This window comes from Streptomyces sp. NPDC054866, from assembly GCF_053610745.1.
The window spans coordinates 566471-589445 of record NZ_JBSGZA010000006.1 but is presented as its reverse complement, the minus strand read 5'-3'; the positions used below and the strand labels follow the sequence as shown (position 1 = coordinate 589445).

The 22975-nt window shown below is 70.4% G+C and carries 21 protein-coding genes; 11 read left to right on the top strand and 10 right to left on the bottom strand.

What is annotated here, in order from left to right; genetic code table 11:
- Window positions 1-38: 38 nt before the first annotated feature.
- The gene (locus tag ACWGI2_RS30765) at window positions 39-1424 is read right to left on the bottom strand and encodes a peptidoglycan recognition protein family protein (RefSeq protein ID WP_453400282.1); all 1386 of its coding nucleotides are present in this window, start codon (window positions 1422-1424) and stop codon (window positions 39-41) included.
- Between the two features lie 138 nt (window positions 1425-1562).
- On the opposite strand from ACWGI2_RS30765, the gene ACWGI2_RS30760 reads away from it, so the two are divergent.
- The 4 genes from ACWGI2_RS30760 to ACWGI2_RS30745 all read left to right on the top strand — a co-directional run bounded on the left by ACWGI2_RS30760 (window position 1563) and on the right by ACWGI2_RS30745 (window position 7433).
- Window positions 1563-2318: a TIGR03089 family protein gene (locus ACWGI2_RS30760; protein WP_453698854.1), complete on the top strand. Its 756-nt coding sequence runs from the start codon at window positions 1563-1565 to the stop codon at window positions 2316-2318.
- 116 nt (window positions 2319-2434) lie between these two features.
- Window positions 2435-3742 carry an LCP family protein gene (locus ACWGI2_RS30755; protein WP_453698852.1) on the top strand — a complete coding sequence of 436 codons (1308 nt, stop codon included), beginning with the start codon at window positions 2435-2437 and terminating at the stop codon, window positions 3740-3742.
- A gap of 227 nt (window positions 3743-3969) precedes the next feature.
- On the top strand, window positions 3970-5700 hold the full coding sequence (locus ACWGI2_RS30750) for an LCP family protein (RefSeq protein WP_453400279.1): 1731 nt from the start codon (window positions 3970-3972) through the stop codon (window positions 5698-5700).
- 74 nt (window positions 5701-5774) lie between these two features.
- Entirely contained in the window at window positions 5775-7433 is a 1659-nt protein-coding gene (locus ACWGI2_RS30745; protein WP_453698851.1) for an LCP family protein, read from the top strand.
- Between the two features lie 59 nt (window positions 7434-7492).
- On the opposite strand, the gene ACWGI2_RS30740 is transcribed toward ACWGI2_RS30745, so the two are convergent.
- Entirely contained in the window at window positions 7493-8533 is a 1041-nt protein-coding gene (locus tag ACWGI2_RS30740) for a glycosyltransferase family 2 protein (RefSeq protein WP_453698849.1), read from the bottom strand.
- Between the two features lie 164 nt (window positions 8534-8697).
- Here ACWGI2_RS30740 and ACWGI2_RS30735 point away from each other — a divergent pair, with 164 nt between their 5' ends.
- Window positions 8698-10194, top strand: a complete 1497-nt coding sequence (locus ACWGI2_RS30735; RefSeq protein WP_453698848.1) for an LCP family protein — start codon at window positions 8698-8700, stop codon at window positions 10192-10194.
- Between the two features lie 45 nt (window positions 10195-10239).
- Here the strand turns inward: ACWGI2_RS30735 and ACWGI2_RS30730 are convergent, their stop codons facing one another.
- A complete protein-coding gene (locus ACWGI2_RS30730) occupies window positions 10240-10788 on the bottom strand; it encodes an acyl-CoA thioesterase (RefSeq protein ID WP_453400275.1) in 549 nt (182 codons plus the stop codon).
- Window positions 10789-10917: 129 nt separating this feature from the next.
- On the opposite strand from ACWGI2_RS30730, the gene ACWGI2_RS30725 reads away from it, so the two are divergent.
- Both ACWGI2_RS30725 and ACWGI2_RS30720 read left to right on the top strand, forming a co-directional pair.
- Window positions 10918-12258, top strand: a complete 1341-nt coding sequence (locus ACWGI2_RS30725) for an LCP family protein (RefSeq protein WP_453400274.1) — start codon at window positions 10918-10920, stop codon at window positions 12256-12258.
- A gap of 161 nt (window positions 12259-12419) precedes the next feature.
- On the top strand, window positions 12420-13568 hold the full coding sequence (locus ACWGI2_RS30720; protein WP_453698847.1) for a dipeptidase: 1149 nt from the start codon (window positions 12420-12422) through the stop codon (window positions 13566-13568).
- 4 nt (window positions 13569-13572) lie between these two features.
- Here ACWGI2_RS30720 and ACWGI2_RS30715 read toward each other — a convergent pair whose 3' ends face one another.
- Window positions 13573-13977 (bottom strand): VOC family protein, encoded by a 405-nt coding sequence (locus ACWGI2_RS30715; RefSeq protein ID WP_453698846.1) that lies wholly within the window; start codon window positions 13975-13977, stop codon window positions 13573-13575.
- Window positions 13978-14006: 29 nt separating this feature from the next.
- A complete protein-coding gene (locus ACWGI2_RS30710) occupies window positions 14007-14375 on the bottom strand; it encodes a VOC family protein (protein ID WP_453698844.1) in 369 nt (122 codons plus the stop codon).
- 95 nt (window positions 14376-14470) lie between these two features.
- Between ACWGI2_RS30710 and ACWGI2_RS30705 the strand changes: the two genes are divergently transcribed.
- Window positions 14471-15001, top strand: a complete 531-nt coding sequence (locus ACWGI2_RS30705) for a CGNR zinc finger domain-containing protein (protein ID WP_453698842.1) — start codon at window positions 14471-14473, stop codon at window positions 14999-15001.
- A gap of 97 nt (window positions 15002-15098) precedes the next feature.
- Here the strand turns inward: ACWGI2_RS30705 and ACWGI2_RS30700 are convergent, their stop codons facing one another.
- Window positions 15099-16442, bottom strand: a complete 1344-nt coding sequence (locus ACWGI2_RS30700; protein WP_453698841.1) for a UDP-glucose dehydrogenase family protein — start codon at window positions 16440-16442, stop codon at window positions 15099-15101.
- A 187-nt stretch (window positions 16443-16629) separates the two neighbouring features.
- On the opposite strand from ACWGI2_RS30700, the gene ACWGI2_RS30695 reads away from it, so the two are divergent.
- Window positions 16630-17787 (top strand): acyl-CoA dehydrogenase, encoded by a 1158-nt coding sequence (locus tag ACWGI2_RS30695; RefSeq protein ID WP_160505415.1) that lies wholly within the window; start codon window positions 16630-16632, stop codon window positions 17785-17787.
- 72 nt (window positions 17788-17859) lie between these two features.
- Here ACWGI2_RS30695 and ACWGI2_RS30690 read toward each other — a convergent pair whose 3' ends face one another.
- A complete protein-coding gene (locus ACWGI2_RS30690) occupies window positions 17860-18309 on the bottom strand; it encodes a MarR family winged helix-turn-helix transcriptional regulator (protein ID WP_453698840.1) in 450 nt (149 codons plus the stop codon).
- Between the two features lie 104 nt (window positions 18310-18413).
- On the opposite strand from ACWGI2_RS30690, the gene ACWGI2_RS30685 reads away from it, so the two are divergent.
- Both ACWGI2_RS30685 and ACWGI2_RS30680 read left to right on the top strand, forming a co-directional pair.
- Window positions 18414-18971, top strand: a complete 558-nt coding sequence (locus ACWGI2_RS30685; protein WP_453698839.1) for a quercetin 2,3-dioxygenase — start codon at window positions 18414-18416, stop codon at window positions 18969-18971.
- On the top strand, window positions 18968-19825 hold the full coding sequence (locus tag ACWGI2_RS30680; RefSeq protein WP_453698837.1) for an alpha/beta hydrolase fold domain-containing protein: 858 nt from the start codon (window positions 18968-18970) through the stop codon (window positions 19823-19825). The genes ACWGI2_RS30685 and ACWGI2_RS30680 overlap by 4 nt, the downstream gene beginning before the upstream one ends.
- Before the next feature lie 188 nt (window positions 19826-20013).
- On the opposite strand, the gene ACWGI2_RS30675 is transcribed toward ACWGI2_RS30680, so the two are convergent.
- Genes ACWGI2_RS30675 through ACWGI2_RS30665 form a run of 3 tightly spaced genes read right to left on the bottom strand, consistent with a single transcriptional unit; the run spans window position 20014 to window position 22867 of the window.
- Window positions 20014-21204, bottom strand: a complete 1191-nt coding sequence (locus tag ACWGI2_RS30675) for a dipeptidase (protein WP_453698835.1) — start codon at window positions 21202-21204, stop codon at window positions 20014-20016.
- A gap of 5 nt (window positions 21205-21209) precedes the next feature.
- Complete coding sequence (gene purE, locus ACWGI2_RS30670; protein ID WP_453400252.1) at window positions 21210-21752, bottom strand: 5-(carboxyamino)imidazole ribonucleotide mutase; 543 nt, start codon at window positions 21750-21752, stop codon at window positions 21210-21212.
- Complete coding sequence (locus ACWGI2_RS30665) at window positions 21749-22867, bottom strand: 5-(carboxyamino)imidazole ribonucleotide synthase (protein WP_453698910.1); 1119 nt, start codon at window positions 22865-22867, stop codon at window positions 21749-21751. The genes purE and ACWGI2_RS30665 overlap by 4 nt, the downstream gene beginning before the upstream one ends.
- Window positions 22868-22975 lie beyond the last annotated feature (108 nt).

The window sequence follows — 22975 nt, the reverse complement described above, 5'->3', positions numbered from 1 at the left end:
GCGGGTCGTGCGGTGTGCTTCGTGGTAGGGGGCCGGCCTCAGCGGCCCTGGTAGCGGGCCGACGCGGACCGGGCGCTGCCCAGCTTCTTGTAGAGGCGGATGCCGGGGCATTCCGTGGCGAATCCGTCGCGGTGCCCGGAGATCACGTTGAGCCGGACGTTGCTGCCTTTCTTGTACAGATTTCCTCCCCCGGACCTCAGGTATGTCTTCCCACGCGGATTCGCGCCGTACAGGCCGAGCTTCCAGGCGGTCAGCCGGGCGACGGCGTTCACGGCGGCCGATGGCGGGCTCGATGACCCGAAGCTGCCGAGGACGGCGATGCCCATGCTGTTGCTGTTGAAACCGAGAGTGTGGGCCCCGAGGACGGGCTTGGCCACACCTCCGGCACGTCCTTCGTAGATGTTTCCGCACTTGTCGACGGCGAAGTTGTAGCCGAAGTCACGCCAGCCGCTGCTCTTGACGTGGTAGCGGTAGATGCTGCGCAGGACGGAGCCCGCCTGTGAGCAGCGGTAGTTGTTGCCGGACGCGCTGTGGTGCACGAAGGCGGCCTTCACGGTCTTCGAGTACCCGAACTGCCTCTCGCGCAGCTTCTCGTTCGCGCCCCAGCCCTTGCGCGTGATGATGCGCGGCCGGGGTCCCACGTAGGGCTTTGCCTTCCCCGCGGCGTCCTCCGGGCCGCCGCGCGCGGCGATGAGGTCGGACTCCGTCTCCTTCTTGCTGAGCGCGGGGATGACGGAGGCGCCGAGCGGGGCGAGGTCCGCGTTGACCGCGGAGGAGGCGGCGGTCTCGGCGGTCAGGACCGGGGAGCGGGGACCTTCGGGGGCGGGGCCCTGCGGGGGCGGCTCGGCTCCGGGGTCGACGAGTTCGAGACGCAGGCCGGTCGGGAGGGCCCGCTCCACGGAGGGCTGTGCGCCGCCGCGGTGCTCTCCGCGATCCCGCGGCGCCTCGCCGCGTACACGGATCTCGACCCCGTCCGAGTCGCCGACCCACAGCGGCGCCGTGGAGCCGCGGACCCTGCCCGTGGCTCGCTCCGGGTCGTCCGGGTCGGCGGCGTGCTCGTGGTTGTGCGTCTCCACGGGCTGCCAGCCGGACCAGTTGTCGGTGCCGCTCGCACGGGTGCGGACCTGGACGCTGCCGTGCAGTTCGTCGTCCGGGTCGTCCCAGATGACGCCTACCAGGGAGAAGGGCCTGACCTCTCGCTGGAGCAGGCCCTGTTCGGTGGCCTCGCCGCCTGCCGAGCGGTCGGAGCCGAGTGGGGTGAGCGGGAGTGACTGGGTGCTGCCTGGGACGGGTTGGGCGGATCGCCCCACGGGCGACTCCGCGGCCGGGGTCGCGGCGCGGGCGCCGGACGACGGCAGGGTGAGGGGAAGGGCCAGGGCGGCCGCGCACGTGACGCCGATCGAGGAAGCTAGAAATCCACGCATACGTCTGATAGTTGGCATAGGTGGACAATTCTGTCCATTGGGGAATTGACGGGTCGTCGGTTCGTGTCCGCCGAACCGGTGGCCCGCGCTCCCCCGCCGCGCCCCGGGGCAACAGAGCACGCGCGTACCCTTGCGCCCGTGAACGCCACCGACCGCACCCCTGCCGACCTGCTGCGATCCGCGCTCGCCGCGGACCCGGGCCGCCCGCTGATCACCTTCTACGACGACGCCACGGGCGAGCGCGTCGAATTGTCCGTGGCCACCTTCGCCAATTGGGTGGCCAAGACCGCCAATCTGCTCCAGGACGATCTCGCCGCCCAGCCCGGCGACCGGCTCGCGCTGCTGCTGCCCGCGCACTGGCAGACGGCGGTCTGGCTGCTCGCCTGTTCGTCGGTCGGCGTCGTCGCTGACGTGGGCGGCGACCCGGCAGGTGCCGACCTCGTCGTCAGCGGGCCCGACGCGCTGGACGCGGCGCGGGCCTGCTCCGGGGAGCGGGTCGCGCTCGCGCTCCGGCCGCTCGGCGGGCGCTTCCCGCAGACCCCCGAGGGCTTCGTGGACTACGCGGTCGAGGTGCCGAGCCAGGGCGACCGCTTCGCGCCGTACGCGCCCGTGGATCCGGACGAGCCCGCCGTCGCCGTCGGCGGGGCCGGCGAGCTGACGGGTGCGGAGCTGGTGGAGCGGGCCCGCGCCGACGCCGCCGCGCTGGGGCTCACGCCCGGCTCCCGGCTCCTTTCGGGGCTTTCGTACGACACCTGGGATGGCCTGAGCTCCGGCCTGTACGCCCCGCTGGCGGCGGGCGGCTCCGTGGTGCTCTGCCGCCACCTCGACCAGCTCGCCGAAGCGGGTCTGGCGAAGCGGATCGAGGACGAGCGGGTCACCGCCACCGCCAAGTAGCCCCTCCCCCGTTCGGCCCACCCGAGCCCCTGGCCCGCAGGCCCCCGGCGTCACGTCGGTCCATGGTCGTAAGAGCGCACCATGCACCGACGTCGCTATGAGGGGTGGCCCTACACGTGTCCGACACCGCAGGCATGCCCGCCGGACCGGAGCGCCCGGGCCCCGACGGCGCCCCGCCTGAGCCACCGGCCACGTACGCACCCGGCGCGGGCTCCAGCCCCACGGGTGCGGGCGTCGCCCGGCGCAGGCGGCGCTGGCTGCGCTGGACGGCCATCGGGGCCGCCGGGCTCGTCCTGGTGGCGGGGGGCGCGGGGTGGGCGGTCTACAACAAGCTCGACGGCAACATCACCAAGGACACCGACGCCGCGGCCGAGCTCGCGCGCTACGAGAAGGAGCGCCCGACGGCGCTGGTGAACGGCGCGCAGAACATCCTGCTCATCGGCTCCGACACCCGGGCGGGCCGGGGCAACAAGAAGTACGGGCGCGACCCCGGCACCCAGCGCTCCGACACCACGATCCTGTTGCACCTCGCCGCCGACCGGGAGAGCGCGACCGCGGTGTCGATCCCGCGGGACGTGATGGTGGACATCCCCAGCTGCCGCACCGCCGACGGATCGCGGACGCGGGCCCGGTTCGCGCAGTTCAACTGGGCGTTCCAGTTCGGCGGGACGGCCTGCACCATTCGTACGGTCGAGAAGATGACGAAGATCCGCGTCGACCACCACATGGTCGTGGACTTCGCGGGGTTCAAGGACATGGTCGACGCGGTCGACGGCGTACAGGTCTGCCTCAAGGCCCCGATCAACGACAGGGCAGCGCGTCTGAAGCTCCCCGCGGGCCGGCACACCCTCAACGGCGAGCAGGCGCTCGGCTACGTGCGGGCCCGCAAGAGCATCGGCAACGGCAGTGACACCGACCGGATGGACCGCCAGCAGCAGTTCCTCGCGGCGCTCGTCAACAAGGTGCAGAGCAATGACGTCCTGCTGAATCCGGCGAAGCTCTATCCCGTTCTCGACGCGGCCACTTCTTCGCTGACCACGGACCCGGCACTTGCGAGTTTGCGTGGTTTGTACGAACTGGTGCGCGGCATGCGCAACATCCCCACAGAACAGGTGCAGTTCCTCACGGTGCCCCGGCGGTCGTATGTCTACGACGCCAATCGCGATGAACTCGTGGAGCCCGCGGCGGACGAACTTTTCACCCGGCTCCGGACGGACGCACCCCTCCAAGTGACGCGCAAGGAGCCCGAGAGCGCCGCCCAGGACGAGCGGTCGGAGGGCTACGAGGACTCCGAGGACGGCTCGGAGAGCTACGACTACTCCGGGGAGAACGGAAGCGACGAGAAGCCGGACGACCCTTCTCCCACACCGAGCCCCGCTCCCACTTTCCGCGGCAACACGGCCGCCGGAACGACCTGCGAGTAAAGCCATCCTCAAGCGCAAGACCGCCCACACAAAGAAATAGGGCGGATTGCCCAGTTGTAGGGGAGTGGAATTTGTCACCGGCGTCGTCCGGCGCTGAACTGGCCGGATAGTGTGAGCGATCCGGTGCGCCGGGCCCTTCGTGCCCGCGCACCGCTGGACGATTGACCGAGCGCCTTACTTGAGGGGGGAAAGGCGCCGCGTGGCCCCGACGGAGGACGCAGCTAACCGTGGACGCGCAAGGCCGTGGGCGGGCGGAGAACATCGACCCCGCAGACCAGTGGGTGCTCAACCCGAACACAGGCGATTACGAACTGCGACTGAGCCCTTCCGCAGGGCAGTCGACAGTGCCTGGACCTCGCAGATCACCGCGGTCCACGCCACGCAAGGGAACGCGCGGCCGCGATGGCCGACGCGACGAGCACCGTGACGAGCAGCGCGATGTGCCGCCGCAGCGCAGACGCCGGGCTCCGCAGCCGGAGGCCGCGGGCGGGCGGCGCAAGCAGAAGCCGAAGAAGACCAAGGGCAAGAAGGCCCTGATGTGGACCGGCGGCACGCTCGCCTTCGTCCTGGTCGCGGCGGGTGTCAGTGGGTACCTCTACTACCAGCACCTCAACGACAACATCAACTCGATCGCCGACGACGGCGCGAGCACCGGCGGCTTCAGCAAGGACCGCGCCATCAACATCCTGGTGATGGGCACGGACAAGCGCAGCGGCAAGGGCAACGAGAAGTACGGCGACAAGGGGAGCGTCGGCCACGCCGACACGACGATCCTGCTGCACGTCTCCAAGGACCGCACGAACGCCACCGCGTTGAGCATCCCGCGCGACATGATCACGGACATTCCGGACTGCCCGACCACGATGGAGGACGGCAGCAAGAAGACCATCCCGGGTACGGAGGGCGCCCGCTTCAACGAGAGCCTCGGGCAGAGCGATCGCACGCCGAGCTGCACCATGCGTACGGTCACGAAGATCACCGGGATCGTCCCCGACCACTTCATGGTGGCCGACTTCAACGCGGTCAAGACGCTCTCCAGCGCGGTCGGCGGCGTCGACGTCTGTCTGGCCAAGGACATCGACGACCCGGACTCGCATCTGAAGCTGCCCGCGGGCAAGCACACCATCGAGGGCGAGGACGCGCTCGCGTTCGTCCGCACGCGTCACTCCGTGGGCACCGGCGGCGACTTGAGCCGCATCGAGCTGCAACAGCAGTTCCTCAGCTCGCTGATGCGCAAGCTCAAGTCCAACGACACGCTGACCAGCCCGTCGAAGATGATAAAGCTGGCCGAAGCGGGCACCAAGGCGCTCACGGTCGACTCCACGATCGCGGACATAATGAAACTCCGTGACCTGGGCATGGAGCTCGGCAAGCTCGACATGAAGAACCTCAGCTTCGCGACCGTGCCCGTGATCGACAACCCGGCCGAGAAGGTCCACACGACGGTCGTCGTGAACAAGGCCAAGGCCGACCCGCTGTTCTCCATGATGCGCGCCGACGAGTCGCTGACCGCGGTGAAGAAGAAGGAGAAGAAGGAGAAGGCCGCGGTGGCCGCCCGCCTCAAGGGCAGCAAGTCCGCCGCCTCCGACGTACGGGTCAACATCTACAACGGCAGCGGGAAGACCGGCGCCGCTCAGGCAACTCTCACGTACTTGCAGAACACTGAGGGCATGTCCAAGGCCAGCCAGCTCGGCAACGCGCCGTCCGACCTCAAGAAGACGACGCTGGAGTACGCGCCCGACCAGGCCGACCAGGCCCGGCGGCTCGCCGACGTCATGGGGCTCTCCGGCTCCGCGATGAAGCCCGGCAAGAGCGAGAAGAACTCGCAGGGGCTTCCCGCCATCAAGCTGACGCTCGGCAGCGACTTCAAGGGGGCCGGGGTGCCCATCAGTACCCCGTCGAAGGCGCCGGAGGGCATTCAGAAGGTCGAAGCGGACAAGACTGTGTGCGCCAAGTGACCTGAGGCGGCCATTCTGCGTCTAACTGGGCGCAGGATGGCCGTATTTCGGGGTAGCGCGGGGAGGGGCAGGGGATGGGGAGAAGCAGCGTGCGTGGGGAGGGGGCGCGACAACGCGTCCCGCACGCCAGTGATCATGGCCTGGAAGGAGGCCCGTCGCACGAGGGAGGGGAGCCCTCGGCGAGCGGCGGGCACCGCAGGCGTGGCCGTGGGGGCGGTGGCTCAGGCAGTGGCGGTGGCGGCCGGGCGCCGCGTCCGAAACGGCGGATACTCCGCTGGTCGGCAACGATCCTTTCGGTGCTGATACTCGGCACGGCCGGCGCCGGATATCTCTGGTACCGCCACCTGAACAACAACCTGGAGACGGACGACCTGAACCTCGGCGAGCACCGGGCCCCCGAGCCCACGCCGAACGCGGCGGGCCAGACCCCGCTGAACATCCTGCTGATCGGGTCGGACGCGCGGGACTCCAAGGAGAACCAGAAGCTCGGCGGCGCCAAGGAGACCTTCGGGGGCACACCGCTCGCCGACGTCCAGATGCTGCTGCACCTGTCGGCCGACCGCACGAACATGTCGGTCATCAGCATGCCGCGCGACACGCTCCTCGACATCCCCAAGTGCACCGACCCGGACGACGGCAAGGTCTACGAGGCCTCCACGCAGCGGACGATGACGAACCAGACGCTCGGCCGCGGTGGCCCCGGCTGCACGGTCGCCACCTGGGAGAAGCTCACCAACATCCACATCAACCACTTCATGGAGGTGGACTTCGCGGGTGTGGTCTCCATGGCCGACGCCATCGGCGGCGTACCGGTCTGCGTGGACGCCAACATCCACTCGCGCGACAGCCAGGGCCACGGCTCCGGTCTGAAGCTGGAGAAGGGCACCACGGCCGTCAAGGGCGAGCAGGCCCTGCAGTGGCTGCGCACCCGCTACGGCTTCGACGGCGGCACCGACATCAGCCGCGCCAAGGCCCAGCACATGTACATGAATTCGCTGGTGCGCGAGCTGCGGAACAACGCCAACCTGAGCAGCCCCAACAAGCTGCGCAGGCTCGCCGAGACGGCCACCAGCGCGCTCAAGGTCGACGACGGCCTCGGCAGCGTCAAGAAGCTCTACGACCTCAGCAACGAGCTCAAGAAGGTCTCGCCGGAGCGGACGACGATGACGACCATGCCGTACGAGTACGTGGGCGCGCGCGTCATTCCCAAGCCGGGCGACGCCGAGCAGCTCTTCCGCCTCGTACGCGACGACATCCCGCTGGACGGCAAGGGCAAGAAGAAGCCCGCCAAGGAGAAGGTCTCGGACGACCCGGCGGCCGCGGACGACGAGATCGCCGTGCAGGTGCAGAACGGCACCCGCACGGATGTCGAACCGCCGGTCAGCGGGCGCGCGAACGCGGTCACGCAGATCCTCGCCGGCAAGGGCTTCACCAAGGCGGCGGCCGACACGGCGACGCTTCTCGCCCAGGAGAAGACCGTCATCAGGTTCCCCAGCGCCGACCTGGAGGGCGATGCCCAGCGGGTCGCCAAGTCCCTTGGCATGAAGCTGAGTTCGGTGAAGAAGTCGACGGACGTCTCCGGGGTCACCCTGATCGTCGGCGCCGACTGGCGGGAGGGGAACGCACCTCCCAAGTCGAAGCAGGACGACAAGACGCCGGACTCGGCCGAGGCGCTCAACGGCTCGGACAAGAAGGCGTGCATGCACGTGGACCCGGATTTCACCTGGAAGTGAGTCCCGGGCCCGCGGCACGCCGCGGGCCCGTCGGCCGCGCTCAGGCCTCGCTGACGCGCTCAGGCCTCGCTGAGCACGGCCGGACGCCGGGAGGCGATGACCCTCTTGGCGAGGGAGCGCGGGCTGGTCAGGAAGCCCCAGCCCCACGCCATGTGCATGGTCGCGAGGGCCACCGGGATCTGGAGGCGCGCCTTCAGCGGCAGGCCCTTGCCCGCGGGCAGTGAGCCCGCCGTGATCGCCGCGAGGTAGCCGGCGGGGACGACGAAGCCCCAGGGCGTGACCAGGGCGCCCACGACGACGCCCGCCGCGATGGCACAGACCGCGGTCGGCGGCGCGAGGTAGCGCAGGTTGATGGAGCCCTCGTGGTAGCGGGCGACGACGTGCCGCCAGCGGCCGTAGTCCTTGTACTGCTTGGCGAGCGCCTTCACGCTCGGCCGGGGGCGGTACTGCACCTTCAGCTCGGGCGAGAACCAGATGAGGCCGCCCGCCTCACGGATGCGGAAGTTCAGCTCCCAGTCCTGGGCGCGGATGAACTCCTCGTTATAGCCGCCCTGCTGCTCAAGGGCCTCGCGGCGGAAGACACCGAGGTAGACGGTCTCCGCCTGCTGGGCGGCGCCGCCGGTGTGGAAGGCGGCGTTGCCCACGCCGATCTTCGACGTCATGGCGGCGGCGACCGCGTGCTCCCAGTCGTTCTCGCCCTCGGCGTGCATGATGCCGCCGACGTTCTGCGCGCCGGTCTCCTCCAGGAGACGTACGGCTGTGGCGATGTAGCCCTGCGACAGGATGCCGTGGCCGTCCACGCGCACCACGATCGGGTGACTGGAGGCCTTGATCGCGGCGTTCAGAGCGGCAGGCGTGCGTCCCGTGGGGTTCGGTACGGTCTGCACCCTCGCGCGGTGCCCCGCGGTCTCGGCGACCAGTTCGGCGGCGATCTCGTCCGTCCGGTCCGTGGAGGGACCGAGCGCGACGACGACCTCCATCTCACCGTCGTAGTCCTGCTCAAGGATCGCGGTGACGGCAGCACGCAGATGCCGTTCCTCGTTGAGCACCGGCATGATCACGGATACGGCAGGAAGCTGCTCGTCGGGCGTCGCGTTCATCGGCGCCACGTTACCGCGAATGGGGGACACGGGCGCGCGCCGCCCGGCCTGCTGCCCCGGGTCGCAGATCGTATGGGCCTACGGTTCTCGCATTCCCCGGCCCCCCACGAGTCCCCCTGCCCGTCCGGCCAGGCCCGCCCGTCACCGCGGAGGTGTCCCCCCACGTGCCCACACCGCCCCGCCGCTCCCCCACCCCGCCCCCGCATGGCCCGCGCCCCCCTCGTGCGAGGCAGCCCGTGCAGCAGTCCGCGGGGCGGCCGGTCAAGCAGCGCAGGCGGCCGCGGTGGGCCATGCGGGTGGCGACCGGGTTCTCGGTGACGGTGCTCGCGGCGGCCGGGATCGGGCACGGCGTCGTCACCAGTCTCGACACCGAGATCGCGCGGGTGGACGCCTTCAAGGACATGAAGAACCGGCCCAAGGGCGGCAACGGCATGAACGTCCTGCTCGTCGGCACCGACGGCCGGGACAAGATCACCAAGGTGGAGAAGGAGAAATACCGCCTCGGCGGCGCGCCCTGCCACTGCACCGACACGATCATGATCGTGCACATCTCGGAGGACCGGAATCGCGCCAGCGTCGTGAGCCTGCCCCGTGACAGTTACGCCGAGATGCCCGAGCACATCGACCGGAACTCCGGCGACCGGCACAAGGCACATCCGGTCAAGCTGAACGCGGCGTACGCGGAGGGCGGCCCCAACCTCACCGTGCGGACGGTCGAGAACATGACGAAGGTCAAGATCGACCACTATCTCGAGGTCGACTTCACGAGCTTCATGAAGACCGTGGACGTGCTCGGCGGCGTCGACATCTGCACGACCCGCCCGCTGAAGGACTCCTACACCGGGCTCAACCTGCCCGTCGGCACGCACAGGCTGAACGGCGGCGCGGCGCTCCAGTACGTCCGCACGCGGCACGTCGACGGCTCGTCGGACCTGGGGCGGATGCAGCGCCAGCAGCGGTTCCTCGCGGCGCTGATCTCCAAGGCGACCAGCAGCGGGGTGCTCCTCAACCCGCTCAAGTTCCGTGACGTGTCCAGGACGCTGCTCGGCTCGGTCCGGGCCGACAAGGGCTTCGGTACGAACGAGATGCTCGCCCTCGGCCGGGCGATGCGCGGCTTCTCGCCGCGGTCGTCGGAATTCACCACCGTGCCGCTGCTCAGCAAGGGGGTGCAGGTGCCGGGCATCGGGTCGACGCTGAAGTGGGACCCGAGAAGGTCCGCGAAGCTCTTCCAGGCGCTGCGCGACGACCGCCCCCTGGCCGCGCACAACACCGGGCGCAAGGCCATCGTCGACGTGTCACCGCAGCAGATCCGGGTGCAGGTCGACAACGCCACGGGCGTGCCGGGTCTCGGCAAGCGGGTCGACAGCGGTCTGCGGGCCACCGGCTTCCGTACGACGCGAACCCCCGGAAACGTGCCGGCCAATGTGCCCGGCATGCCGCTGAAGCGCACGATCGTCGCGTACGACCCGCGCTGGGACCGCTCGGCGAAGTCCCTGGCGACGGCGCTGCCCGGCTGCCAGATGCGGGCGATCAGGGGGCAGGGGGCGACCCTGAAGGTGCTCGCGGGCCAGGACTTCAAGCAGGTCAGGCCGGTACGGGCGGAGGATGCCTACCAGGGCGAGTTCGGGGCGGTGACCGGTGACCAGGTGATGTGCCAGTAGGAGGCGACGTGCAGCGGGAGGGGTGCGCGCCCGTCCTACCGGGATTCAGTCGTCGAGACCCTCCGCGGCGCGTGCCTGCCGCAGCTCCTTGATGGCCCGGCGCCGCGCGAGACGGTGCGTACGCCGGATCTGCGCCTCCTGATAGCGGCGGCGGTCCCGCTCGGTCTCCGGGAGCACCGGCGGCACGCCCCGCGGCTTGCCGTCCGCGTCGACGGCGGCGAAGACGAGGTACGCCGACCCCACCTGCTGCGCGGGCGTCGACTCGTTCCAGCGCTCGGCGAGGACCCGGACGCCGACCTCCATGGAGCTGCGTCCCGTCCAGTTCACCTGCGCTTTCACATGGACGAGGTCGCCGACCCGCACCGGCTCGAGGAAGGCCATCTCGTCCATGGACGCGGTGACCGCGGGTCCGCCCGAGTGCCGTCCCGCGACAGCCCCCGCGGCGTCGTCCACCAGTTTCATGATCACACCGCCGTGCACCGTTCCGAGGAGGTTGGTGTCGCTGTGGGTCATGATGTGGCTGAGAGTCGTGCGGGACGCCGAAGTCGGCTTGCCCGGAATCTCCGATTCCGCGCCAGGGGCCAGGTCTGTCATGGGCTCTACCCTAAGTCGGACGAATGTCCTGGCCGCGCGCGGCCGCTTTGCATCAGCTCTGCAACAGCCCTGAACCGAAATCACGCCTGCCCTGTATGGCGCATAGGCAGAGACGGCACACTGGGCCACATGAGCGATTGGCCTGACGACCAGGGGAACGGCCGGGCATACGGCCGTGGCAGCGGGAACCCGCAGCCTGAGGGCGCCCGCGTGATGCGGCATGTCCAGCGCGGCGGCCCCTCCGGCCGACCGGGCCAGCAGCAGGGAGGCGTCCCGCAGCAGCCGTCGTACGACGACGGGTACGGCCAGCCGTACGGCGACGCGCGCGACGACATGTTCGAGCCCCGCAGCCCCCGTCGGGGGAGCTACGACAGCGGCTACAACACCGGACAGGTCTACGGCACGCCGAACGGCCAGGGTCAGGGCGGCGGCTACCGCCAGGGCGGTGAAGGCGACGACGGGTACGGCACCCGCGCGCCCCGTCCCGCCCCGAACTGGCGGCGCCGCCTCAAGATCGGTTCGCTCACCCTCGTCGTGGTGCTGCTCGCCGTCTCCATCGGCACGTACTTCTGGGCCGACTCCAAGCTCAAGCGCGAGGTCGACCTCTCCAAGGTCATCGAGCGCCCCGAGGGCGGCGCGGGCACGAACTACCTGATCGTCGGCTCCGACAGCCGCGAGGGCATGTCCGACCAGGACAAGAAGGATCTCCACACCGGCTCCGCCGCGGGCAAGCGCACGGACTCGATGATGATCCTGCACGTCGCGGACGACGGCGGGAACACGATGATCTCCCTGCCGCGCGACTCGAACGTGACGATCCCCTCCTTCAAGGGCGCCGAGTCCGGCAAGCTCTACCCGAACCAGGGCCGCCAGACGAAGCTCAACGCGGCGTACGCGGAGGACGGCCCCGAGCTGCTCGTCCGCACCGTCGAGTACAACACCGGCCTGAAGATCGACCACTACGCCGAGATCGGCTTCGGCGGCTTCGCCAAGATCGTGGACGCGGTCGGCGGCGTCGAGATGGACATCCCCAAGGGCTTCAAGGACGAGAAGTCCGGCGCCGACTTCGAGGCGGGCAAGCAGACCCTCGACGGCAAGCAGGCGCTGGCCTTCGTCCGTACGCGCTACGCCCTGCCGGGCAGCGACCTGGACCGTACGAAGAACCAGCAGAAGTTCCTCGCGGCCCTGGCCAACCAGGCGGCGACGCCGGGCACGGTCCTCAACCCCTTCAAGCTCTACCCCACGATGGGCGCGGGCCTGGACACGCTGATCGTCGACAAGGACATGGGCCTGTTCGACGTGGCGTCCATGTTCTGGGCGATGAAGGGCGTCACCGGCGGCGACGGCAAGTCCATGAACATGCCACTCGCGGGCTCGACCGGCGGCAATCTCCTGTGGGACAAGGCCAAGGTCAAGCAGATGGTGGAGCAGCTGAACAACGACGAGAAGGTCACCGTCTCGGGCGGCTGAGCCGTTTCTCGAGTACGTCCAAGGGGCCCCGCCGGTCGATCGGCGGGGCCCCTTCGCGTGCCGCCGCCACGGCCCCGTACCCCGAACGCTTCGCCCGCCGCGAAGCCGCGGCTCCCGCGTGTCACGGTGGACCGGACCCTCCCTGAAGCCGGAGCGCAGCCATGGCAGATTTGCAGGTCGAATACGACACCACCGCCGAAGCCGGACTTGACCGGCCCGCCGAGCGGCCCCCCGAGTCCCCACCCATATCCGAGCCCGGACCGGAGCCGACCGCTCAGGAGCCGCCCGCTCCGGAGCCCCCCGCGCCGGACCCGCTGCGGCATGCCCGTGCCCTGCTCGCCGCGCATCCCGTCGCCGACGGCTACAGCGGGCTGCCCTGGGCGTTGCGCGCACTGCCCTGGTACGACCTGGAGCTGGGCGACAGCGCCGTGGACGCCGACGTGCCGCGGCTGCGGGCGGGCGGCGTGGGGGCGCAGTTCTGGTCCGTACACGTCCCGGAAGACGTCCCGGACGGCGTCACCGGTGACCGCGTACTCGGCGCGACCCTCGAACAGATCGACCTCGTCAAGCACGTCGTCGGCGGCCACTCCGAGGGGCTGCGCCTGGCCCGCACGGCGTCCGAGGTGGCCGACGCCCGCCACTGCGGCCGCATCGCCACCCTGATCGGCCCGGCGCGCGCCGAAGCCATCGGCGACTCGCTCGCCACGCTGCGCGCACTGCACGCCCTCGGCCTGGTCTCGCTCACTCTCTCCGGTACGTCATGGGCGGGCCCTCAGGGGCTCACCCCGTTCGGCGAGGAGGTGGTGCGCGAGCTGAACCGGCTCGGGGTGCTCGCCGAGCTGTCCGGCGCGTCCGAGGCCACGGCGCACCGGGTGCTCACCGTCTCCAGGGCGCCCGCCGTGTTCACCCGCTCGGGGGCCCGCGCGCTGCGGGACGCCCCGGCGAACCTCCCGGACGACCTGCTCACCGCGCTCGGCGCCGCCAAGGGGCTGTGCCTCGTGCCCCTGGCGGCCGAGCAGACGGGTTCCTCGATCAGCGAGGTTGCGGACCACGTCGATCACGTACGCCGCCTCGCGGGCCCGGAGTGCGTGGGCCTCTCGGGGATGTACGACACCGCGGTCGCGCACCCCGAAGGCCTGGCCGACACCTCGCGCTATCCGCACCTCGTCGCCGAGCTCGTCGAACGCGACTGGTCCGACGACGACTTGGCGCGCCTCACGTGGGGCAACGTCCAACGGGTGCTGCGCGGTGCGGACTTCGCGGCACGGGCGGCGCGGGACAGGCAGCAGCGGCAGCAGGCGGCCGGCTGAGACCTCAGCCCTGGTCGATCCAGCAGAGGCAGAAGGGGTGCCCTGCCGGATCGGCGTAGACGCGGAAGTCGCGCTCGCCGTTGTCGTCGTCCACGTCGAGCGGCTTGGCGCCCAGGGCGAGTACCCGTTCCTGGGCGCGCTCGACGTCCTCGACGGTCGGCCCCACGTCGATGTCGAGGTGGATCTGCTGGGACCCGGCGTCCGCGTGCGGCCAGTCGGGCGGGCGGTGCCCGGGGGCTTCCTGGAAGCAGAGACGCAGGCCGCCGGGGGTGTGGAGGGTGACCCAGTCATCCTCCTCCTCGGTATCGCTCTCGATCTCGCCGCCGAGCAAGTGGCCGTAGAACGCGGCGAGTTGGTGGGGGTCCTGGCAGTCGAGCACGATGTTGCGCAGGCGTCCGACGGGTGCCATGGGCGTTCCTTTCTCCAGCGTGCGTGGGTTCAGCAGGCGCAGAGGCAGAAGGGGTGTCCGGCTGGGTCGGCGTACACGCGGAAACTCCGTTCGCGGTCCTCCGCGTCGAGCGCGGTGGCGCCGAGCGCGAGCACGTCCTTCTCGACGGCGTCCAGCTGCGCCCGTTCCACTTCGAGGTCCAGATGGAACTGCTGGGAGCGCGTGGCCTCGGGCCACTGCGGCGGTACGTGGCCGGGGGCGGCCTGGAACGCGAGCGGTGTGCCGCCGGGGACTTCGAGGTTCACCCAGCCGTCGCCGTCGTCCTTGGGGGTGCCGCCGAGGACGGCCGCGTAGAAGGTGGCGAGCGCGAGGGGGTCGGGACAGTCGAGTACGACGACGCCGAGTTTGGCGAGGGGCATGACTACTTCTCCTCGTTCGCGGGTGGGTTACCGGATGCTTGGAGCTACCAGTAACGGTTACTGCATACTCCCGCACAAGAGGTAACGTCGCAAGCATGAATGACAGAGCACCCGCTCCCGGGGGCCTCGCGCTGATCCAGGCGCTGGTGAACACCTTGGATCTGGAGTCGGGCGCCGACGCGCTGGACTCGGCGGAGGGGCGCGCGCCGTTCGGCATCTCCGCGGGGCCGGGGGAACTGGCGGGGGCGCGGGAGCTGCGGGAGTCGCTGCGGGTGGCGTGCCTCGCCCATGCGGGGCACGGACCGCACGCGCCGACGACTCCCCTGGGTCAACTCCTCGCTGCTGCCCCGCTGTTGGTGAGGGTCTCCGAGGAGGACGGCTCGGCGTCACTGACTCCCGCGGAGCCGTCCGCGCTCACCTCGCGGGTGGCCGCGGCCATCGCGGAGGCGGTGACCGCGGGCACCTGGTCCCGGCTCAAGGCCTGCGAGGCCGCGGACTGCCACTGGGCGTACTACGACCGGAGCCCGGCCGGACGGAGCCGGTGGTGTGACATGGGGGTGTGCGGGGCCCGCGCCAAGATGCGGGCGTACCGGGCGCGGAAATCCCCGCCGGGCGCCCGGCGCTAGGCCTTCACCCGCATCCGCCTCGCGACGAACAAGCCTTTCCCGCCCACCCACCCGATTGCCCCGCAGCGACAAGGGCAGGCGGGAAGCCCGCCAGGCCTCAGGCCGAAGGCCGGCCCATAGCCCGGTAAGTCCACCCGGCCGCCCGCCACACGGCGGGGTCAAGCGCGTTGCGGCCGTCCAGGATCAGTCGCTGGGAAGCCACCTCGCCCAGCGTCTCCGGGTCCAGCTCGCGGAACTCCCGCCACTCGGTCAGGTGCAGTACGACATCGGCGCCCCGCACCGCCTCCACGACCGTCTCCGCGTACGCCAGCGTCGGGAAGAGTCGCCCCGCGTTCGCCATCCCCTTGGGGTCGTACACGGTGACCTGGCCGCCCTGGAGGTGGATCTGCCCGGCGACGTTCAGCGCGGGCGAGTCTCGGACGTCGTCCGAGTCCGGCTTGAACGTGGCGCCGAGTACCGCGACCCGCTTGCCCAGGAAGGAACCGCCGCCGAGCGCCTCGCGCGTCATCTCCACCATCTGCCCGCGCCGCCGCATGTTGATGGAGTCGATCTCGCGGAGGAAGGTCAGGGCCTGGTCGGCGCCCAGCTCCCCCGCCCGCGCCATGAACGCCCGGATGTCCTTCGGCAGGCACCCGCCGCCGAAGCCGATCCCGGCCCGCAGGAACTTCTTGCCGATCCGGTCGTCGTACCCGAGCGCCTCCGCCAGCTTCACGACGTCCCCGCCCGCGGCCTCGCACACCTCGGCCATCGCGTTGATGAACGAGATCTTCGTGGCGAGGAAGGAGTTGGCCGACGTCTTCACGAGCTCTGCGGTCGGGAAGTCCGTCACTACGAAGGGCGAGCCCTCGCCGACGGGGCCCTCGTACACCTCGCGAAGCAGCTTCTCGGCGTGCGCGCTGCGTACGCCGACGACGATGCGGTCCGGGTGCAGCGTGTCCTTGACGGCGAAACCCTCCCGCAGGAACTCCGGGTTCCAGGCCAGCTCGGCCTCGGCGCCCACCGGCGCGTTCGCGGCGAGCTCGCGCGCCAGGCGGTCCGCCGAGCCGACCGGCACGGTCGACTTGCCGACGACCAGCGCGGGCTTCGTCAGATGCGGGGCGAGCTGCGCGAAGGCGCTGTCGACGTAGCTCATGTCGCAGGCGTACTCGCCGTGCTTCTGCGGGGTGTTCACGCACACGAAGTGCACGTCACCGAAGGCCGCGACCTCCGCGAAGTCCATGGTGAAGCGCAGCCGCCCGCTGGAGCCCTCGATCCCGGCGACGTGCTTGCGCAGCAGTTCCTCAAGACCGGGCTCGTACATCGGGACCTCGCCCCGCTGCAGCATCTCGATCTTCTCGGGCACGACGTCGAGGCCGAGCACCTCGAAACCGAGCTCGGCCATGGCCGCTGCGTGCGTAGCGCCGAGATAGCCGGTGCCGATCACGGTGATCTTGAGGGCCATGCGGTGCTCCAGGGGTCTACGGCGTCAGTGCGGTGCCCGAGCATAGTCGGGCCTCTGGCAGGGCACGTTTCCGCCATCGCCACCCGTCGGATGCCCGCTGTCGGGAAGCTCACGTATCCCTCGCGTGAGCCGCCCTCTAAAATTTGGGTTACTTAACGGTAATTAGCCCCTTGGAGCGTGAGAGACCTTGGCCGGATCGGCTGATTTCGACCTGTACCGCCCGTCCGAGGAGCACGACATGCTCCGTGACGCGATCCGTTCGCTCTCCGAGGCGAAGATCGGTCCGTTCGCCGCCGCGGTGGACGAGGAGGCCCGCTTCCCGCAGGAGGCGCTCGACGCCCTCGTCTCCTCCGACCTGCACGCCGTGCACGTACCGGAGAGTTATGGAGGCACGGGCGCCGACGCGCTCGCCACGGTCATCGTGATCGAGGAAGTGGCCCGCGTCTGCGCCTCGTCCTCCCTCATCCCGGCCGTGAACAAGCTGGGCTCGCTCCCCGTGATCCTCTCCGGGTCCGAGGAGCTGAAGAAGAAGTACATGACGCCGCTCGCCAAGGGCGAGGGCATGTTCTCGTACTGCCTCTCCGAGCCGGACGCCGGTTCGGACGCGGCCGGCATGAAGACGAAGGCCGTCCGTGACGGGGACTTCTGGGTCCTCAACGGCGTCAAGCGCTGGATCACGAACGCGGGCGTCTCCGAGTACTACACGGTGATGGCCGTGACCGACCCGACCAAGCGCTCGAAGGGCATCTCCGCCTTCGTCGTCGAGAAGTCGGACGAGGGCGTCTCCTTCGGCGCCCCGGAGAAGAAGCTCGGCATCAAGGGTTCGCCGACCCGCGAGGTCTACTTCGACAACGTCCGCATCCCCGCCGACCGCATGATCGGCGAGGAGGGCACGGGCTTCGCCACGGCGATGAAGACCCTGGACCACACCCGCATCACGATCGCGGCCCAGGCGCTCGGCATCGCGCAGGGCGCGCTGGACTACGCCAAGGGGTACGTCCAGGAGCGCAAGCAGTTCGGGAAGCCGATCGGCGACTTCCAGGGCGTGCAGTTCATGCTCGCGGACATGGCGATGAAGATCGAGGCCGCGCGTCAGCTGACGTACGCGGCCGCGGCCAAGTCGGAGCGCGGCGACGCGGACCTCACCTTCCAGGGTGCGGCCGCCAAGTGCTTCGCCTCGGACGTCGCGATGGAGGTCACCACGGACGCCGTCCAGCTGCTCGGCGGCTACGGCTACACCCGTGACTACCCCGTCGAGCGGATGATGCGTGACGCGAAGATCACGCAGATCTACGAAGGCACGAACCAGGTCCAGCGGATCGTGATGGCCCGCAACCTGCCGTAGCCAAGGGCGCGTTGACGCCTCGGCCTGCCCCGATCGCCCTTCCCTCGCTTCGAGGGGAGGGCGTTCGGTGTTTCAGGCCTGGGGGCGGGCCAGTACCGGCGGACTCCCCCAGGGGGTCTCAAGAGCCGCCCGCAGCGCCCGAGTCGCCTCCGGGCCGATCCGGTCGGCTAGTACCTCCTCCAGGCGGCGCAGGACCAGCTCCGCCTCGCGGTGCGTCCGCTCCCCCTCCGCCGTGCGCCGGATGAGCCGCTGCCGACCCGACGACGGGTCGGGGACCTGCTCCAGGAGACCGGCGGCGACCAGGCCGTGCACCGCCTGATGCGCGGTCTGCCGGGTGACGCCCATGCGGCGGGCCAGCTCGGAGACCGTCGTGCCCTCCTCGTCGAGTACGGCGAAGAGGCCCGCCTGGGTGGGCGAGACGTGGACCTCCCCCGCCTCCTCCAGGGTCGCGAGGAGCGCGTCCTCGAACCAGCGGCGGGCGTCGCCGAGGAGCTGGGGGAGGTTTCGGCCGGTGGCGTGCATGCGGTGAGCCTATGGGTTCGGGGCCGGCGCTTGCCCGTCGTGAACTCATTATGTCAGGCTACCTGACATTCTACGTTTCACTCCGCACCCCCTCCGGGAGAGCCATGACCATCGAGTACGCCACCCGCCACCGGCGCTCCTCACGTATCCCCGCCGAACCGGGCAAGCCCTACGTCATCGAGAAGGGCGAGGGCGATCGCGCCCATCTGTTCGGCGACCTCATCACCATCTACGCGGGCGGCGAGCAGACCGAGAACGCCTTCAACTTCTTCACCGTCGAGGGCCCCAGGGGCAACGTCATCCCGGCCCACCTGCACCCCGACACGTACGAGGTCTTCTACGTCACCCAGGGCGCCGTCCGCCTGTTCGTCGAGGACCTGGAGGGCGAGCAGCAGGAGAAGCTCCTCACCCCCGGCGACTTCGGTTTCGTACCCAAGAACTGTCCGCACGCCTATCGCATGGAGCGCCACCACAGCCAGGTCGTCGGCGTCGCCGCGGGGCCCGGTGGCACCTTCGAGCGGTTCTTCGAGACCCTTGGGGCGCCTGCCGACGGGCTCGGGCTGCCGCGCGAGCCCGTCGTACCCACGCCGGAGAAGTTCGCCACCGTCCCCGAGCGGTACGACGTGCGTTTCCTGCCCGAGCACCAGTGGCGCACGCGGTGAGCGACGCTCTGCGGGCGTTGATCGCCGCGCCCCACCCGGATGTCGCGCCGCTTCCGGCACCGGATCCGCGGGTCCTACGCGGCGTCCCGTACGGGGATGTCGATGGCGGCCGTCCGCTGGAGCTCGACCTCTGGCTGCCGGAGGCCGGACACGGGCCCGCCCCGCTCGTCCTGTTCGTGCACGGCGGCGCGTGGCGGCGAGGGCGCCGTGATGACATGGGGCTGCGGACCCGGCACTGGAATCCCGGTCCGTTCGCGCGCATCGCCGCGGCGGGCTTCGCGGTGGCGTGCGCCGACTACCGGCTCAGCGGCGAGGCCCGTTTCCCCGCGCCGCTGGAGGACCTGCGAACCGCGCTGCACTGGCTGGCTCTGCGCGGCCCCGAGCTCGGCGTCGACCCCGCGCGGACCGTGGTGTGGGGCGAGTCCGCGGGCGGGCACCTGGCCTCGCTCCTGGCGCTCGACCCCGAGGTCTCGGCCACCGGCGCGGTGATCTGGTACGCCCCGAGCGACCTGACCGTCCCCCGCGGCCCGTTCGACCCGCAGAGCGCCGAGACCCCGGAGGCGCTGCTGCTGGGCGCGGCCCCCGCCACGGTGCCCGAGCTCGCCCGCGCGGCAAGCCCCGTCGCCCGGGTCCACCGCGACGCCCCACCGTTCCTCCTGATCCACGGCGAGCAGGACACGATGGTCCCGGCCACGCACAGCGAGGCGCTGGCAGCCCGGCTGCGGGAGGCGGGCGCCAGCGCCGAACTGCGCACGATCCCGGACGCCGACCACGCCTGGCACGGCGCGCCCGACGCCACGGTGGAGAACCTCTTCACCCACTCGCTGCGGTTCGCCCGAGCACTCGTCAGCTGAAGCAAGGCGAAGAGGATAAGGACCGCCGTCCGGCCACCCCACCCCTCCTCCCGCCCGCCTGCGGGAGGTGAGCGCCCGCGCCGAGCCGCGCACTCTCCGCGGTTCGCACGGCGGAGGCGTCAGCTGAAGCAAGGCGAAGGGCGGGGGCGGCCGATCGGCCGCCCCCGCCCTTACCTCAAGTGCCTGCCTCAGCCGTCCAGTTGCTGGAGCGTCGCGTTCGACGGGCCTCGTCGGGACTGTTCGTCGCGTGCCACGTCCTCCGCCGCGCCCAGTACGCGGACCGCGTTCTGCCACGTCAGCTTGGCCAGGTCCGGCTTCGACCAGCCGCGGGTCAGGAGCTCCGCGATCAGGTTCGGGTAGCCGGCGACGTCGTCGAGGCCGTCCGGGGTGAACGCCGTGCCGTCGTAGTCACCGCCGATGCCGATGTGGTCGATGCCCGCGGCCTCGCGCATGTGGTCGAGGTGGTCGGCGACCGTCGCGGCCGTGGCGACCGGGCGCGGCGTCGACTCCTCGAAGGCCGCGTGGACCTTCATCGCCTCCGGCGTCGTGTCGAGGTGGTGGAAGCCGTGCGCCCGCATGTTCTCGTCGGCCGCCGCCGTCCAGTCGACGGCCGCCTGGAGAACGAACTTCGGGACGAAGGTCACCATCGCCACGCCGCCGTTCGCGGGCAGGCGTTCCAGGACGTCGTCCGGGATGTTGCGCGGGTGGTCGCACACCGCGCGCGCCGAGGAGTGCGAGAAGATCACCGGAGCCACGGAGGTGTCCAGGGCCGCCCGCATCGTCGTCGCCGCCACGTGGGAGAGGTCCACGAGCATGCCGCTGCGGTTCATCTCGCGGACCACCTCGTGGCCGAAGGCCGACAGGCCCCCGACCCCCGGCTCGTCCGTCGCCGAGTCCGCCCACGCGATGTTGTCGTTGTGCGTCAGCGTCATGTAGCGGACGCCGAGCGCGTGCAACGCCCGCAGTGTGGCAAGGGAGTTGTTGATGGAGTGGCCGCCCTCGGCACCCATCAGGGACGCGATGCGGCCCTCTGCCCGCGCCTCCTCCATGTCCGCGGCCGTCAGCGCGCGCCGCAGGTCCTTCGGGTAGCGCGTGAGCAACTGCTCGACGCAGTCGACCTGTTCGAGCGTCGCGCTCACCGCCGCGTCGCCCGTCAGGTCCGTGCGGACGTACACCGACCAGAACTGCGCACCGACACCGCCCGCCCGCAGGCGCGCGATGTCCGTGTGGAGGTGGCCCGTCTGGTCGGCCGCGATGTCGAGGCGGTCGATGTCGTAACCGGCCTTCTCGCGCAGCGCCCAGGGCAGGTCGTTGTGGCCGTCGACCACCGGGAAGTCGGCGAGCAGGGCCCGGGCTTCGGCAAGAGCGGGAGAAGTCATGCCGCTCACTTTCCCGAGCCGAAGCCGAAGCCGGAACCCATGCTTTCGACCTTGCTACGGAGCCGCTTGCCCTTCTCCGTGGCCTGTTCGTTCAGCTCCTGCTGGAACTCCCGCATACGGGCCAGGAGTTCGGGATCGTGCGCGGCCAGGATGCGTGCCGCGAGGAGGCCCGCGTTGCGCGCGCCGCCCACCGAGACCGTCGCCACCGGCACGCCCGCGGGCATCTGCACGATGGAAAGGAGGGAGTCCATGCCGTCGAGGTACTTGAGCGGTACGGGTACTCCGATCACCGGCAGCGGCGTCACCGACGCCAGCATGCCCGGCAGGTGCGCGGCGCCGCCGGCCCCCGCGATGATCGCCTTGAGGCCGCGGTCCGCCGCTTCCTCGCCGTACGCGACCATCTCGCGCGGCATGCGGTGCGCCGATACGACGTCGACCTCGTACGGGATCTCGAACTCGTCGAGGGCCTTGGCCGCGGCCTCCATGACCGGCCAGTCGGAGTCCGAGCCCATGACAATGCCAACCACAGGTCCTACAGGTGCGGTCATTCCGTGATCGTCCCTCTGAGATAGCCGGCCGCGTGACGCGCGCGTTCGAGCACGTCGTCCAGGTCGTCGCCGTAGGTGTTGACGTGGCCGACCTTGCGTCCGGGCTTCACGTCCTTGCCATACATGTGGATCTTCAACTGCGGGTCACGCGCCATGCAGTGCAGGTACGCCTGGTACATGTCCGGGTAGTCGCCGCCCAGGACATTGGCCATGACCGTCCACTTCGCCCGCGGGCGCGGGTCGCCGAGGGGCAGGTCGAGCACCGCGCGGACGTGGTTGGCGAACTGGGACGTGATCGCACCGTCCTGCGTCCAGTGGCCGGAGTTGTGCGGGCGCATCGCCAGTTCGTTCACCAGGATGCGGCCGTCGCGCGTCTCGAAGAGCTCGACCGCCAGGTGGCCGACCACGCCGAGCTCCTTGGCGACGCGCAGGGCCAGTTCCTGCGCCTGGCCCGCGAGGTCTTCCGAGAGGCCGGGAGCGGGGGCGATCACCGTGTCGCAGACGCCGTCGACCTGCTGCGACTCGACGACGGGGTAGGCCACGGCCTGGCCGTGCGGCGAGCGCACGACGTTCGCCGCGAGCTCCCGTACGAAATCGACCTTCTCCTCGGCCAGTACGGGGACACCGGCCCGGAAGGGGTCTTCGGCGTCCTCGACGGAACGTACGAACCACACCCCCTTTCCGTCATAGCCGCCACGCACCGTCTTGAGGATCACGGGGAAGCTGTCGCCTTCGGCCGCGAAGGCCGCCACGTCGGCCGGATCGCGCACGATCCGGTGGCGTGGACACGGCACGCCGATCTCCGTGAGCTTCTCGCGCATCACGCCCTTGTCCTGGGCGTGCACCAGCGCGTCGGGCCCCGGACGCACGGGGATGCCGTCCGCCTCCAGGGCCCGTAGATGCTCGGTGGGTACGTGTTCGTGATCAAAAGTGATCACGTCGCAGCCCCTCGCGAACTCACGCAGCGTGTCGAGGTCGCGATAGTCGCCGATGACGACATCGCTGACGACCTGCGCCGCGGAGTCCTGAGGGGTGTCACTGAGGAGCTTGAACTTAAGGCCGAGGGGGATGCCCGCCTCGTGGGTCATGCGGGCGAGCTGACCGCCGCCGACCATGCCGACTACCGGGAACGTCACACCCCCAGGGTATCGGCCTGTATCGGCCACCTCGGAACGGCCGGTTTCCGTGCACCGCACGGGCTCTCCCGTCACAGAGCCGCCACA